The following is a 13,792-nucleotide window of genomic DNA, read 5'->3' on the forward strand; positions in this document are numbered from 1 at the left end:
TGGTGCACCGTTTCTGATGGTGGATGGCAAGGCCACTGCGAAGAGTGGCCTGCTTTCAAGGGTTGGTCATCACCAGTTTGCCCATCACGCCGCGCGAGCCCATGTGCGCGTAGGCCGCCTTCAGTTCGGACATCGGCATGGTGCGGTCGATCACGGGCTTGATCTTGCCCTGTGCATACCACTGGGCCAGTTCACCCATCATGGCGGCGTTGGCCTGAGGCTCCCGGCGGGCAAAGTCGCCCCAGAACACGCCAACCAAGGAGGCGCCTTTGAGCAGGGGCAGGTTCAGCGGTAGGTTGGGGATGGGGCCGGAGGCAAAGCCCACCACCAGGTAGCGGCCTCGCCAGGCAATGGAGCGGAAGGCCGGCTCGGCAAAGTCGCCACCCACGGGGTCGTAGATCACGTCCGGGCCTTTGCCGCCGGTCAGCGCCTTGACCCTCTCGCGGAAGGCATTGGGCACGCTGTCAACGCTGTAGTTGATGGTCTCATCGGCACCGATCTGCTTGCTCAGTGCGCACTTCTCATCGGTGGACGCCGCGGCAATCACCTTGGCACCCGCCGCCTTGGCGATCTGGATGGCCGCCGTGCCGACCCCACCGGCTGCCCCCAGCACCAGCACGGTCTCGCCAGCCTTGAGTTGGGCCCTGTCGATCAGGGCATGCCAGGAGGTGGCATAGATCATGATGAAGGCGGCGGCGTCCACATGGGGGAAGCCGGCCGGCAGCGGCATGCACAGGGCGGCAGGGGCCAGAGTGTGGGTGCCGAAGCCCCCGGTGCCCGACAGGCAGGCGACGCTGTCGCCTACCTTCAAATGCTTGACGCCTTCGCCCACTGCAGCAACCACGCCGGCATATTCCGAGCCCGGCACGAAGGGCAGGGGGGGCTTCATCTGATACTTGTTCTGCACGATCAGCAGATCCGGGAAGTTCAGACTGGCGGCCTTGATCTCGATCAGCACCTCACCCGCCTTGGGAGCAGGGGTGGGCAGTTCCTTCCAGTTGAGGGCGTCCACGCCCACGGGGTTCTCGCAAAGCCAAGCATGCATTCGAATGTCTCCTGAAATTCAGCCGGAAATCATAGGTGGGCTGTCTGGCGCGGGTGTGTCGCTGTAGCGACGGCTTTCCAGCTGGGGGTGCCCGGGCGCAAGGGGCACCCTACAATCCGCTGTCCACCCATCAGACCATGAAAATCCTCCTCTCCAACGACGACGGCTACCAGGCGCCTGGCATCGTGGCCTTGTACGAAGCCCTGAAAACCATTGCCGATGTCGAGGTGGTGGCGCCAGAGCAGAACAACAGTGCCAAATCCAATGCACTCACCCTGCATTCGCCGCTGTATGTGCACCAGGCAGCCAACGGCTTTCGCTTTGTGAACGGCACGCCGGCCGATTGCGTGCACATTGCGCTGACCGGTCTTCTGGGCTATCGGCCCGATCTGGTGGTCTCGGGCATCAACAACGGCGCCAACATGGGGGACGACACGATTTATTCGGGCACCGTCGGGGCGGCGATGGAGGGCTACCTTTTCGGCATTCCGGCGATTGCCTTTTCCCAGGTGGAAAAGGGCTGGGGCGAACTCGATGCGGCTGCTCGCAAGGCCCGCGAGATCGTCGAGCAGATCCAGTCGCAATCGATGATCGGCACACAGCCCTGGTTGTTGAACGTCAACATGCCCAACCTGCCTTATGAGCAACTCAAACCGGTGCGGGTATGCCGCCTGGGGCGTCGTCATGCGGCCGAACGTGTCATCACCCAGGAAAGCCCCCGCGGTGAGACCATGTACTGGATTGGTGGCGCGGGCCCCGCCAAGGATGATTCCGAGGGGACGGATTTCCATGCGACGGCCCAGGGCCATGTTGCACTGACGCCATTGAAAGTGGACCTGACGGACCACGATTTGCTGGGCTATTGGTCCCAGACGGCGGCCAGGCTGCAACACCCGCCAGGAGAGCGCTCGTGAACCGCCGTCCAGGCTTCCCGGCGCGTCTGGATCAGGCGGTGGCCGCTCCGCGACCCTCGGGGGCGCCAGCGCCGACTCCGTCCCGTGCGGCTCGTGCGCCTGAGCGGGCCGGTCCCTGGTCCGTGCCTGCAGGGCTGGGCATGGATTCGCATGCAGTGCGCCAACGCATGGTGCAGAAACTGGCGGCGCAGGGCATCCAGTCCGCCAGTGTGCTGGCCGCCATGGGGCAGGTGGAGCGCCATGCCTTTGTCGATAGTGCACTGGTCAATCAATCGTACGAAGACACCAGCCTGCCGATCGGCCTGGGCCAGACCATCTCCAAGCCGAGCGTGGTGGCGCGCATGCTGGATCTGTTGTTGCAGGCGCCCATCGTGGCGCAGGGCGGTCTGGGTCGGGTGCTCGAGGTGGGCACGGGCTGTGGCTACCAGGCCGCGGTGCTGAGCCTGTTGGCGCGCGAGGTGTATTCCATCGAGCGTTTGCGTGGGCTGCACGAAAAAGCCCGTGAGAACCTGCGTCCCATGCGCTTGAGCAATCTGCATCTGTTGCTCGGTGATGGGATGGAAGGGTTTGCCAAGGGCGCACCCTATGCGGGCATCGTGGCTGCGGCGGGTGGAGATGCCGTGCCTCAGGCCTGGTGCGACCAATTGGCTGTTGGCGGGCGCTTGGTGGCCCCAACGGTGATGTCGGCAGGCAAGCAAGCATTGGTGGTGATTGACAAGACGGCCCAGGGCCTGCAGCAGACCGTTCTTGAGGCGGTGCACTTTGTCCCTCTAAAATCGGGCATTGCTTGAAGGAAAGACATTCATATGCGGGGTTTGCAAGGGCGGAGTGGTTGGTGGACTGTGGCGGTGTTGGGCCTGCTGCTTGCAGGATGCGCCTCCAAGACGGGACGCCAGGCGCCTGTCGAGGAGCGCGGCCCGCAAACGGCCAGTGTGGCCGCTGATCCGGCACCTGGCGCGGCTCCTCCCAAGCCCCTGCCTGGCGCTGAGAACGCGGGCAAGCCGGGCTATTACACCGTCAAACCTGGGGACACGCTGATCCGCATCGGGCTAGAGTCGGGTCAGAACTGGCGCGATCTGGTGCGCTGGAATGGGCTGGACAATCCCAATCTGATCGAGGTGGGGCAAGTCTTGCGCGTGGTGCCGCCGTCGGCGACCGTGGCCGAGAGCGGTGCGGTCAGTCGGCCCGTGGGCAGCCCGACGGTGACGCCCACGAATGGGGCGGCAAGCTCCTCGACCAAGGCTGCCGCCGCGACAGCAGTGCCGGCACCCGCACCTGCACCGGCGACCCCCGCGCCGGCCGCACCCACTGAAGATGACCCCGGTTTCATGTGGCCCACAGGCGGTGCCTTGTTGGCCGGTTTTGATGAAGCCAAGAACAAGGGCCTGGATCTGGCCGGCAAGGCGGGCGATCCTGTCGTGGCTGCCGCTGACGGGCGCGTCGTGTATGCGGGCGCCGGTCTGCGGGGTTATGGCAACCTGATCATCCTCAAGCACAACAACACCTTCCTGACCGCCTACGCCCACAACCAGCTGCTGTTGGTGAAGGAAGACCAGGCGGTGCGCAAGGGTCAGAAGATCGCCGAGATGGGCAACAGCGACTCTGACCGGGTCAAGCTTCATTTCGAGATTCGGCGGCAGGGCAAGCCGGTGGATCCGTCCCGCTACCTGCCCAACCGCTAGCCAAAGAGGTCGACCCACCATGACCATGCGCAACGATGAACCTGTTCCTGGTGACTCGGATGCGCATGATGAGGCGCCGGAAGACGAGGGCCTGCTTGCTGCCGAAGCGGCCCCCGATGTGGCCCCCGAGGTCGAGGGCTTGGCTGCCTCCCTGGCGCCTTTGCCTGCCGATGCCGAAGGGGGGGATTCTCTGGCCGTCTACCTGCGTGAGGTGCGGCGCAAACCCTTGTTCACACCACAAGAAGAACTGGCCGTGGCCACGCGGGCACGCGCGGGGGACTTTGAAGCCCGGCAGTCGATGATCGAGCACAACCTTCGACTGGTGGTGAGCATCGCCAAGGCCTACGTCTCGCGCGGCGTGCCCATGTCCGACCTGATCGAAGAAGGCAACCTGGGCTTGATGCATGCCATCGACAAGTTCGAGCCCGAACGGGGGTTTCGTTTTTCAACCTACGCTACCTGGTGGATTCGCCAATCGGTTGAGCGGGCGGTGATGAACCAGGGGCGGGTGGTACGACTGCCGGTTCATGTGGTGCGCGAATTGCAGCAGGTGCTGCGTGCGAGGCGGTCGCTTGAGAATGATCCAGGTTTTGTGGCGCGCCGCCCCGATGGGGTGCGCGCTGAAGACGTGGCCGCTTTTCTGGGACGCGAGGTGCAGGAGGTGACTGAACTCCTCGCCATGGCCGAGGCGCCGCGGTCCCTGGATGCTTCGCTGGATCGCTCGGGTGACGATCACACCTTGGGCGACACCATGGTGGACGAGTTGGCGGCAGACCCCAGCGGATTGACCCAGGAGCACCAGGTCGAGCGTTTGCTGGACCGTTGGGTGGATGGGTTGTCCAGCCGCGAGAAAGAGGTGCTGACCGGGCGCTTTGGGCTGCACGACCGTGAGCCGGAAACCCTGGAGGTGTTGAGCGAACGGCTGGGCTTGACGCGCGAGCGCGTGCGTCAGATCCAGAACGAGGCCTTGTTCAAGCTCAAGCGCCATCTGGCCAGGCACGGCATCTCACGCGACGCTCTGTTGTGATCCCTGGGCGGCAGCAGCGCCGCAACCCGCTCAGCCTGAGACAATCGGGGGATGACAACCGTTTCTGAGCCCACCCTCACCGACGACCCGAGCACCGGGTTGCAGCCTTCTGACCCCACCTCCGCCAGCGTCGACCTGCCGCCTGGCTGGCTGGCCATCGAATCTCTTGACCTCGAAGCACAAGGGGTGGCCCGTCGCCCCGATGGCAAGGTCGTGTTCGTCGACGGCGCATTGCCTTTTGAGCTGGTCAGCGCCCAGGTCAATCGCAAGAAGAACAATTGGGAGCAGGCCACCCTGACCGATATCCACCGTGAATCTTCCCAGCGCGTGCGTCCCGGTTGCAGCCATTTCGGCCTGCATGCCGGTGCCTGCGGGGGCTGCAAGATGCAGCATCTGCACGTGGGGGCCCAGGTGGCGGTCAAACAGCGGGTGTTGGAGGACAACCTTTGGCACCTGGGCAAGGTCAAGCCAGAAACCCTGTTGCGGCCCATTGAAGGCCCCGCCTGGGGCTACCGTTACCGCGCGCGGCTGTCGGTGCGCCATGTGATCAAAAAAGGCACGGTCCTGGTGGGCTTCCATGAGCGCAAGAGCCGCTATGTGGCCGACATGAGCGAGTGCCCCGTTTTGCCACCCCATGTGAATGCGATGCTGCTGCCCTTGCGTGCCTTGGTGGCCAGCATGGAGGCCCGCGACACCTGCCCACAGATCGAGCTGGCGTGTGGGGACGAAGTCACCGCGCTGGTCTTGCGCCATCTGGAGCCTTTGAGCGATGCCGACGTGGCGCGGCTGCGCAGTTTCGCGGCTGAACACGGTGTTCAGTGGTGGCTGCAGGCCAAGGGCCCCGATACGGTGCGGCTGCTGGATTCGGTAGGGCCTCAACTGTCGTACTCGCTGCCTGAGTTCGGCATCGTCATGCCTTTCAAACCCACCGACTTCACCCAGGTGAATCCGCACATCAACCGGGTGCTGGTCAGCCGGGCGCTTCGGCTTCTGGAGGTGCGAAGCGACGAGCGTGTGATCGACTGGTTTTGTGGCCTGGGCAATTTCACCCTGCCGCTGGCCACCCAGGCCCGTGAGGTGCTGGGTATTGAAGGCAGCGAGGCCCTGGTGGCACGCTCGCGCGAAAACTACGCCGGCAATCAGGCGGTGCGCTCCGAGGCGCCTTTGTGCCCCACGGGCTTCGTGGCCCGCAATCTGTTTGAGATGACCCCCGAGATGCTGGTGGCCGATGGCTATGCCGACCGCTGGCTGGTGGATCCGCCGCGTGAGGGCGCCTTTGCGCTGGCCAAGGCCTTGTCGGACCTGCACCAACAGCACCTGGCTCAGCCGGGCAGCCTGCCCCAGGGCTGGACCGCCCCGAAGCGCATTGTGTACGTGAGTTGCAACCCGGCAACCCTGGCTCGCGACGCTGGCTTGCTGGTGCACCAAGGGGGCTACCGCTGCACGGCTGCAGGCGCTGTCAACATGTTCCCGCACACGGCTCACGTCGAGAGCATGGCCGTGTTCGAGCGCACGGCGGCCTGGGATTGAGGGCTGGGCCGCCTTCGTGGCGGCTCAATGCTTGTCGCTGCCCTTGCCTTTCTTGGGCTTGGGCTCTTCCGTCTCTGCGGCGGCTTTGTTTTCGCTGCCTTCGGGTGGTGCAGCCGCCGGAATCGGTATGACCGAGGGTGCCCCTTCGATCTTGTTGTCACGCATGTACTGGTCCATCTCTTTCCAGCCGTCGAACACGGCAGACTTGGGCGCCTTCGGGTTCAACGTGTAGCAGTCTTCAATGCCACGTTGGGCGTAGCGGCAGGCGCCACCGGTGGCCTTGGCGTCAGCCTCGCGTTGAACGGCCTTTGGATCGGGGCCCAGGCCTGGAATGTCGCAACCTGCCAGCAACAGCAGGGTGGGGGCAAGGATCAGCAGACGGCGCGCAAACATGGTGAAGCCTGGAAGAGTGTCTAGAAGGATTATCGGCGCCGTCTGCAGGGAGTTGAGCCTTCAGGCCGGGCTTGGCCGTGGTGGCCATGAAAAAAGGCCCCGAAGGGCCTTCATCAAGAGGCGCAGATGCGCAGGCGTGGGCTCACTCGCGTTCACCGCCAAAAATCCCCAGCAGTGCCAGCAGGTTCTGGAACACGTTGTAGAGGTCCAGGTACAGCGACAGGGTGGCCGAGATGTAGTTGGTCTCGCCGCCGTCGATGATCTGCTTGATGTCGTACAGCATGTAGGCACTGAAGATGCCGATGGCCGCCACAGACAAGGCCAGCATGCCTGCGGAAGAGCCCACGAAGGCATTCACCAGACTGCCCACCAGCAAGACCAGCACGCCAACAAACAGCCACTTGCCCAGACCGGAGATGTCACGCTTGATCACGGTGGCCAGGCTGGCCATCAGGAAAAACACACCGGCGGTACCGCCGAAGGCTGTCATGACCAGTTCCGAGCCATTTTTGAAACCCAGCACCATGGCGATCATGCGCGAGAGCATCAGGCCCATGAAGAAGGTGAAACCCAGCAGCACGGGCACGCCAGCGGCCGAGTGTTTGGTCTTCTCGATGGCAAACATGAAGCCGAAGGCCCCAACCAGGAAGACCACCAGGCCAACGCCCCCTGACAGCATGGCAGACAGGTTGGTGGCGACGCCAATCCAGGCGCCCAGTACCGTGGGCACCATGCTCAGGGCCAGCAGCCAGTAGGTGTTGCGCAGGACGCGGTGGCGTTGCTCTTGCGACAGTGCGCTGCCATATCCCACCGACAGGTCGATGTTTTGGAAAGGTTGGTTCATGAATGAATCTCCTTGGGGAACAGCCAGAACTTGGCTTCTCACGCATTCTATGTGGGGACGATGAGGCGATTCTTAAAGACCCGCCTGTCAACTGTTCGCTTGCTGCCCAAATAGTGAAAATTGTTTTTCATCTGGGACGCCTCGTCGCTTGCCGAGGTGCCGCTATCCTTGCTGCTTTTCGACCATCATCAAAGGTTTTTCCATGCAAACCAAGTCCGTTCTCGAACTCGCCGATGTCAAAGCCATTGCGGCTGCTGCTGAGGCAGAAGCCCTGAAGAACAAATGGGCTGTGACCATTGCCATCGTGGACGATGGTGGCCATCTGCTCTGGCTGCAACGCCTTGACGGCGCGCCGGCCATCTCCTCGCACATCGCACCCGCCAAGGCCCACACGGCCGCGCTGGGCCGCCGTGAAACCAAGGGTTACGAAGACATCATCAACGGCGGGCGCTATGCCTTCCTCACCGTGCCCAAGGTTGAAGGCCTGCTGGAAGGCGGGGTCCCCGTCCTCAAGGACGGTCACTGCATCGGTGCCGTGGGTGTGAGCGGGGTGAAGTCCTCGGAAGACGTTCAGATTGCCAAGGCAGGTATCGCCGCCATCGGTCTGTAAGCTTCCGGTCCCCTGCCGCAGCGTCGGGCGGCTTCATATGGGGGCTTCAACACGCAAAAGCCGCTGCCCCTGAGGGGAAGCGGCTTTGTTTTGGGTTCTGCACTGCGGCGGGCAACTGCTGCGTGCGCCTTTCCGCGGCGGGTGCTGTTTGGATTCAGTTCTTGGGCTCGGTGATGAAGCCGATCTTCTTCAGGCCTGCCTGCTGAGCGGCAGCCATGGCCTGGGCCACGCGTTCATAGCGAACCTCGCGATCACCCCGGATGTGCAATTCAGGCTGGGGCTCTTTGGCGGCGTTCTGGGCCAGCATGGGGCCCAGTGCGGCATCTTCGATCCGGTTTTCATTCCAGAAGTAGCTGCCATCGGCGGCGACCGACAGGCGAATGGTCTCCGGCTTGGCCGCCTCGGGCTGGTTGCTGGCACGGGGCAGATCGACGTTCACCGAGTGCTTCATGACCGGGATCGTGATGATGAAGATGATCAGCAGCACCAGCATGACGTCGACCAGAGGCGTCATGTTGATTTCACTCATCACCTCTTCAGAGTCTTCCTGACGTCCGAAGGCCATGGTCAGACCCCTTTCTTGAGTGCCACCACGCTGGTGTTGGCACCGCTGTGCACCCGGGCCCCCGTCACGAAGAAGGCGTGCAGGTCATGGGCAAAGCTGTTGAGCTTGTTGAGAATGGCCTTGTTGCCGCGGACCAGCGCGTTGTAGCCCAGCACGGCAGGGATGGCCACGGCCAGGCCCAGGGCCGTCATGATCAGCGCCTCACCCACCGGGCCGGCCACTTTGTCGATGGTGGCCTGGCCGGCCGAGCCAATGCCCAGCAGCGCGTGATAGATGCCCCAGACGGTGCCAAAGAGGCCCACAAAGGGGGCTGTGGAGCCCACCGAGGCGAGGATGGCCAAGCCGCCCTGCAGGCGTGCCGTGAATTCGTCAATGCCGTTGCGAAGGCAGCGGGTCACCCAGTCGCTGACGTCCAGGCTGTCATGCAGGTGCACCTTGGTGTTGCTGTGGTGGGCGGTGGCGTCACGCCCGTCCAGGGCCAACTGGCGGAAGGGGTTGTCGGCGTCGGTGCCCAGGCTGCTGAGACCGGCACTGAGGTCGGGGTTGTGCCAGAAGTCTTCCGCCCCGCGGGCAAACTTCTTGTACTTGATGATGTCCAGCGCCTTCAGGATGATGACGATCCAGGAGGCCAGCGACATGCCCAGCAGCAGCAGCGCGACGGTCTTGGTGACCAGATCGCCTTGGGCCCAGACGTGGGCGAGTCCGAATTCGGTTTCCATTGAAAAGTGCTCCGTGAATTATTCGAGAACGAAATTGAGGGGAACCTGAAACCACATGGTTTCGGGAATGCCGCCGCGTTTGCCGGGCACGTAGCGCCAGCGCATCACGGTGGTCAAAGCGGCTTGGTCCAGTCGGTCAAAGCCGCTGGATTGTTTGATCTCTGCCTTTTGGGGCAACCCATCCGCGCCAATCAACACGCGCAAGACCACTTTGCCTTGTTCGCCCAGGCGTTTGCTGATCGCGGGGTAGGCGGGCTTGGGATTTTGCAGGTAGTCCGCATCGCTGGATGGCAACTCCACTTTCGGCGGTGCCGGTGGTGCGGGGGGGGCAGGTGGAGCTGTTGCCACAGGGGCTGCCACTGGCGGTGCCGGCGGTTGCGGTGTGCTGACACCTGTGGGAGCGGCGGGTGCCGGCGTGGTGTCTGCAATGGCCACGGGTTGCGGTGCCGGTGGCAGCGGGGTGGGGCGAGGGGCTACCGTCTTCGGCTGCGGGACCTTGGGCGCCGGGGCTGGTGGAGGTGGTGCCTTGGGGGCCGGTGGTTCGATGATCTCGCTCAGGACTTCTGCCGGGACAATGATTTCGACAGCGCGCCGAATCAGGCCGCTTTGCAGCCCCCACAGTGCCAGGGCATGAAACAGCAGCACTCCACCGATGACAGCCGTGTTGCGGCTGATCTTGGGGCGTGCAGGAATGGAGTGAACGTGCATGGTCAGGGGTTGTGCGGAGTACCGAGGCGCAGGCAGGGGCGGGCCGTTTCCGTCATCGACGAAACACCCACCAGGCCGAGCCCAGCACGAGAATCAGACCGCCACCGAGAGTTGTGATTGTTGCCATGCTCGACCTTCTGTGATTTGGGTGGCGAGCTGAATGGCCTGTCCCGGCATGTCCGCGCGGAGTGCGGCAACCGGGTGGGCAGCATTGCACTGATCCACCACGCTGCGTGCGCAGCTCTCACATCGACCACATTGGGTGGCCACACCGAGTTCAAACTGGATTTCATCGAAACCCAACCCCGCCTTGGCATGGCGGACAATTTCTCGGTCGGAGACGCGACGGCATACACAGACAATCATGGCAGACAGGCGGTTTGGGCTGGCTGTTGAGGATGTTGTCAGTATAAATGCGAATCTGTCGCATTTGCAATAACCTCTCAAAAATCCAGCGTTCAAACCTCTTGTCGGGCTCACTTGCCTTCAGTGTCAGTGAAGGGCTGCCCATGAAAAAAGCCGACCTGAGGTCGGCTTGGTGGAGTGCAGGTCTGGTTTACTTGACGTGCTTGCCGATCAGGGCGGCAAGTTCAAACATCGAAACCTGGGCCTTGCCAAAGACTTCCTTGAGCTTGGCGTCAGCGTTGATCAGGCGCTTGTTCAGCTTGTCTTGCAGGTCGTTCTTCTTGATGTAGACCCACAGCTTGCTCACGATCTCAGTGCGCGGCAGCGGGCTGGTGCCCACCACGGCGGCCAGAGCGGCGCTGGGGGTGAGAGCCTTCATGAATGCCGCATTCGGGGTGCGCTTTTTGGCGGGGGCTGCAGCCTTCTTGGCGGGTGCAGCAGCTTTCTTGGCAGGAGCAGCAGCCTTGGTGGCCGGTGCCTTGGCCGCTACCTTCTTGGCGGCGGGCGCAGCAGCCTTCTTGGCGGGAGCAGCGGCCTTGGTTGCCGGCGCGGCCTTTTTGGCAGGCGCTTTTGCCGGGGCTTTCTTTGCAGTTGCCATGATTGAATTTTCCTTCTGGAAGTTGATTAATCACCAGCCAAACACTGCGTTCTCGCTGGCATACCGGATGCTAATGGAGAAAAAACGGCTTTCCAAGCGAAAACGCATATTTTTCGGTGCTCTCTGTTGCGTCTGTGTGTCCGCAAAGCCAATCAGGGCGCGGGTTTCATGCAATCGGCGGGTCCTGGGCCGAAAGCGGTGCCCTTGTTCATCCATCCTGGCGCTGTCGCAGCAGCATGATCCGGCGGTTTCGGGCGAGGCCTGGCCGCCGCTTTTGTATGCTCTCGGTCGGGCTCGCCGCAGGCATCGGCGGGCCGCTTCCATCGTTTACATGCCACGAAAGGTAAATCTCCATGTCTTCCCTGCCTGCGGCCGTCAGCACCTGCGATCTTTGTGATGAACACAAGAACGATGAATCGGGCCAGTTTCGTGTGGTGCCGCCTGTGTTCAAGGCCTTTGGTGGCTTGACGGCGTTCTGCGGTCCCGTGAGCACCGTGAAGGTGTTTGAAGACAACACATTGGTCAAGCAGGCCGTGGATTCGCCCGGCGCGGGGCGTGTGCTGGTGGTGGATGGTGGCGGCTCATTGCGGCGGGCGTTGGTGGGTGGCAATCTGGCCAAGGCTGCCGCACGCAATGGCTGGGCCGGCATCGTGGTCGACGGCTGTGTGCGTGACGTCGCCGAGCTCAATGCTGAAGCGGTCGGGATCCGAGCCTTGGCCTTGATGCCCTTGCCCACCGAGAAGCGGGGCGAAGGTCAGCGCGATGTGGCTGTTCAGATCCAGGGCGTGTGGGTGCGCCCTGGCGATTGGCTGTACGCAGATGCGGACGGTATCGTGGTCAGTTCGAAGCCTTTGGCCTGAGCACGTCAGCTCGGTTTGGGGGATGCTGTCGCAGGGCTCGAGTCAGGCAGGGTTGCCAGCACCACACCGGCCAGGGCGATGCCGAAAGCCAGCATCTGCAACCAGGTCATGGGCTCACCCAGGAACAGCACGCCGACCGATGCCGCGGTGATCGGCAGCATCACCGTGAACAGGCCTGCATGGGCCGCGGGGATGGTGCGCAATCCTGTCATCCACAGCCATACGGTCCACACGCTGGCGGCCAGCGCATAGAACACCAGCAGCAGCCAGTAGGCGGGGGGCACGCTGGCAAAGCTGAAGGACAGGGCCTGATACAGCCCCAAGGGCGTGGCCAACGCCAAGCCCCAGAGGTTGATCAGTGCGCTGATGCGTCGGGCGCTCAATGCACCGGTCAGCCTCTTGCCAATCACCGCATAGGCACTTTCGCACAGCACCGCACCCATGATCAGCAGGTTTCCCAGCCAGTGTGATTCGGTCGAGCCGCCGCCTGTGTCGGCAGCTGGGCGCGCCAGTGTGAACAGCGTGATGCCTGCCACCGCCAAGCCGATGGCCACAGCAACACGGGTGCTGATGCGCTCCTTCAGAAAGATCCAGCTCAGCAAGGCCACGCAGGCCGGTATGCCTGACATGATCACACCTGTGGCCACGACCGAGGTCAGCTTGACGCCATTGAGCATCAACACTGAAAACAGGAAGTTGCCCAGCAAGGACTCCAGGAACACCAGGCGCTTGGTGGCGCCGCTCATTCGGGGCTCATCGGGTGCGCGCCGGGTCCATCGGATCATGGCCAAGGCACCGATGCCGAAGCGCAACCAGGCCAGCAGAAAAATGGGCAGGATGAGGGTGAGTGGCTTGGAAAGCGCCACATAGCTGCCGACCAGTGCCATGCTGGCTGCCAAGCAAAGGCATGCCAGCCATCGGCTGGGGCCTGCCACCGTGGTGGATGGGGTGTCCTGCATTCGTGACAACGTTCAGAGGAGTTGGATTGAAAACCGAAATCATGCCCGAGGAGTGGATCTCCCGAGACCTTGAGCCGCGTCTGGTGTTTGTTTACGGCACCTTGCGCAGAGGTGGTCTCAACGATATCAACCGCCTCGTCCCGTCACCCGTCTTTCAAGGCACGGCCCGGGTTGAGGGGTGCCTTTTTGACCTGGGGTCCTATCCTGGCCTTCTTCTGGCGAGCCCCTCAGAGCAAGGGCGCCGTGTTGTCTGCGGCGAGGTGTATGCGATCGATGAAGCACTAGAGAGGCAACTCGACGTCATCGAGGAGATCCAGGGGCGGCCTGATGACGAGTATTTTCGTCGTCAGGTGTCGGTCAAGGTGGGCGAGCAGAGTTGTGTCTGCCTGGTCTATGAGATCAATCCAACGCGTGTGCAGGGTCGGGCCTTGATCGATCACGGTGACTGGATCAGGCATGTGGGAGGCGGGCGCCCTTGAGTTGCAAGGCCTCGGTGCCCCTCGTTTCACCTAGCGGTTGTTTGATTTCTCTATGTGAAATATCCCGATTGCTGCACCGCACACAGTTTCCTATTATGAGAAATTAAATTTCATCCTGAATCCGTGAGCCCAGGCGCACGCATGCTCGGGTTGGTCTGTTTTGTTGGGTCGTGCCCGTTCAATTTGACAGCCTGGGAGATGACATCACCCAACTCGATGGCACTGGATCGTCGGAATCGCGAGTTGGTGGGCGACTTGTTCGGGTTGGCGTGCAATTGCCCCACGCCGCAACCTCGCGGGCAGGCGATTTTTATGGATCCGTGAGTTTCGTGAGGCCGGTGATCGGCCAGCTGCGCTTAGCCGCAGGCAGCGAAGAGTTCTCCGTGCAGCCGCTGGAAGGCCTTGGCCGAGCGATCATTGGCGCCCAGTCCGAGGATGACGCGCCGGCCATGCT

The 13,792-nt window shown here is 62.7% G+C and carries 17 protein-coding genes; 8 read left to right on the forward strand and 9 right to left on the reverse strand.

From position 1 onward, the window contains the following. Positions 1–55: 55 nt before the first annotated feature. Positions 56–1,045 carry an NADPH:quinone oxidoreductase family protein gene (locus L880_RS0110825; RefSeq protein WP_027475695.1) on the reverse strand — a complete coding sequence of 330 codons (990 nt, stop codon included), beginning with the start codon at positions 1,043–1,045 and terminating at the stop codon, positions 56–58. Between the two features lie 137 nt (positions 1,046–1,182). Here L880_RS0110825 and surE point away from each other — a divergent pair, with 137 nt between their 5' ends. From surE to rlmD, 5 genes are read left to right on the forward strand one after another with little or no spacing between them, the layout of a single operon-like run. Beyond that, positions 1,183–1,959 carry a 5'/3'-nucleotidase SurE gene (gene surE, locus L880_RS0110830; RefSeq protein WP_027475696.1) on the forward strand — a complete coding sequence of 259 codons (777 nt, stop codon included), beginning with the start codon at positions 1,183–1,185 and terminating at the stop codon, positions 1,957–1,959. Then, a complete protein-coding gene (locus L880_RS0110835) occupies positions 1,956–2,750 on the forward strand; it encodes a protein-L-isoaspartate(D-aspartate) O-methyltransferase (protein WP_027475697.1) in 795 nt (264 codons plus the stop codon). The genes surE and L880_RS0110835 overlap by 4 nt, the downstream gene beginning before the upstream one ends. Before the next feature lie 15 nt (positions 2,751–2,765). After that, positions 2,766–3,641 carry a peptidoglycan DD-metalloendopeptidase family protein gene (locus L880_RS0110840; protein WP_027475698.1) on the forward strand — a complete coding sequence of 292 codons (876 nt, stop codon included), beginning with the start codon at positions 2,766–2,768 and terminating at the stop codon, positions 3,639–3,641. A gap of 25 nt (positions 3,642–3,666) precedes the next feature. Beyond that, the gene (rpoS, locus tag L880_RS0110845; protein WP_027475699.1) at positions 3,667–4,668 is read left to right on the forward strand and encodes an RNA polymerase sigma factor RpoS; all 1,002 of its coding nucleotides are present in this window, start codon (positions 3,667–3,669) and stop codon (positions 4,666–4,668) included. Between the two features lie 51 nt (positions 4,669–4,719). Then, positions 4,720–6,198 (forward strand): 23S rRNA (uracil(1939)-C(5))-methyltransferase RlmD, encoded by a 1,479-nt coding sequence (rlmD, locus tag L880_RS0110850; protein ID WP_027475700.1) that lies wholly within the window; start codon positions 4,720–4,722, stop codon positions 6,196–6,198. A 24-nt stretch (positions 6,199–6,222) separates the two neighbouring features. On the opposite strand, the gene L880_RS0110855 is transcribed toward rlmD, so the two are convergent. Continuing rightward, positions 6,223–6,591: a hypothetical protein gene (locus tag L880_RS0110855; RefSeq protein WP_027475701.1), complete on the reverse strand. Its 369-nt coding sequence runs from the start codon at positions 6,589–6,591 to the stop codon at positions 6,223–6,225. Between the two features lie 142 nt (positions 6,592–6,733). Next, entirely contained in the window at positions 6,734–7,435 is a 702-nt protein-coding gene (locus L880_RS0110860; protein ID WP_027475702.1) for a Bax inhibitor-1 family protein, read from the reverse strand. Positions 7,436–7,637: 202 nt separating this feature from the next. On the opposite strand from L880_RS0110860, the gene L880_RS0110865 reads away from it, so the two are divergent. After that, a complete protein-coding gene (locus tag L880_RS0110865) occupies positions 7,638–8,045 on the forward strand; it encodes a GlcG/HbpS family heme-binding protein (RefSeq protein ID WP_019574584.1) in 408 nt (135 codons plus the stop codon). A 154-nt stretch (positions 8,046–8,199) separates the two neighbouring features. On the opposite strand, the gene L880_RS0110870 is transcribed toward L880_RS0110865, so the two are convergent. The 5 genes from L880_RS0110870 to L880_RS0110885 all read right to left on the reverse strand — a co-directional run bounded on the left by L880_RS0110870 (position 8,200) and on the right by L880_RS0110885 (position 11,040). Beyond that, positions 8,200–8,610 (reverse strand): ExbD/TolR family protein, encoded by a 411-nt coding sequence (locus L880_RS0110870; RefSeq protein ID WP_019574585.1) that lies wholly within the window; start codon positions 8,608–8,610, stop codon positions 8,200–8,202. Positions 8,611–8,612: 2 nt separating this feature from the next. Beyond that, a complete protein-coding gene (locus L880_RS0110875; RefSeq protein WP_027475703.1) occupies positions 8,613–9,329 on the reverse strand; it encodes a MotA/TolQ/ExbB proton channel family protein in 717 nt (238 codons plus the stop codon). 18 nt (positions 9,330–9,347) lie between these two features. After that, a complete protein-coding gene (locus tag L880_RS0110880) occupies positions 9,348–10,037 on the reverse strand; it encodes an energy transducer TonB (protein ID WP_043329156.1) in 690 nt (229 codons plus the stop codon). A 93-nt stretch (positions 10,038–10,130) separates the two neighbouring features. After that, complete coding sequence (locus L880_RS34925) at positions 10,131–10,403, reverse strand: (2Fe-2S)-binding protein (RefSeq protein ID WP_084461231.1); 273 nt, start codon at positions 10,401–10,403, stop codon at positions 10,131–10,133. A 190-nt stretch (positions 10,404–10,593) separates the two neighbouring features. Then, a complete protein-coding gene (locus L880_RS0110885) occupies positions 10,594–11,040 on the reverse strand; it encodes an SWIB/MDM2 domain-containing protein (RefSeq protein ID WP_019574588.1) in 447 nt (148 codons plus the stop codon). 353 nt (positions 11,041–11,393) lie between these two features. Here L880_RS0110885 and rraA point away from each other — a divergent pair, with 353 nt between their 5' ends. Beyond that, the gene (gene rraA, locus L880_RS0110890; RefSeq protein WP_027475705.1) at positions 11,394–11,900 is read left to right on the forward strand and encodes a ribonuclease E activity regulator RraA; all 507 of its coding nucleotides are present in this window, start codon (positions 11,394–11,396) and stop codon (positions 11,898–11,900) included. 5 nt (positions 11,901–11,905) lie between these two features. Here the strand turns inward: rraA and L880_RS0110895 are convergent, their stop codons facing one another. After that, positions 11,906–12,859 (reverse strand): DMT family transporter, encoded by a 954-nt coding sequence (locus tag L880_RS0110895; RefSeq protein ID WP_027475706.1) that lies wholly within the window; start codon positions 12,857–12,859, stop codon positions 11,906–11,908. Between the two features lie 41 nt (positions 12,860–12,900). Between L880_RS0110895 and L880_RS0110900 the strand changes: the two genes are divergently transcribed. Continuing rightward, on the forward strand, positions 12,901–13,338 hold the full coding sequence (locus L880_RS0110900; protein ID WP_027475707.1) for a gamma-glutamylcyclotransferase family protein: 438 nt from the start codon (positions 12,901–12,903) through the stop codon (positions 13,336–13,338). Positions 13,339–13,792: the final 454 nt, after the last annotated feature.

Origin of the sequence: Curvibacter gracilis ATCC BAA-807 (genome assembly GCF_000518645.1) — a bacterium.
In the GTDB taxonomy this organism is placed as follows: domain Bacteria; phylum Pseudomonadota; class Gammaproteobacteria; order Burkholderiales; family Burkholderiaceae_C; genus Curvibacter; species Curvibacter gracilis.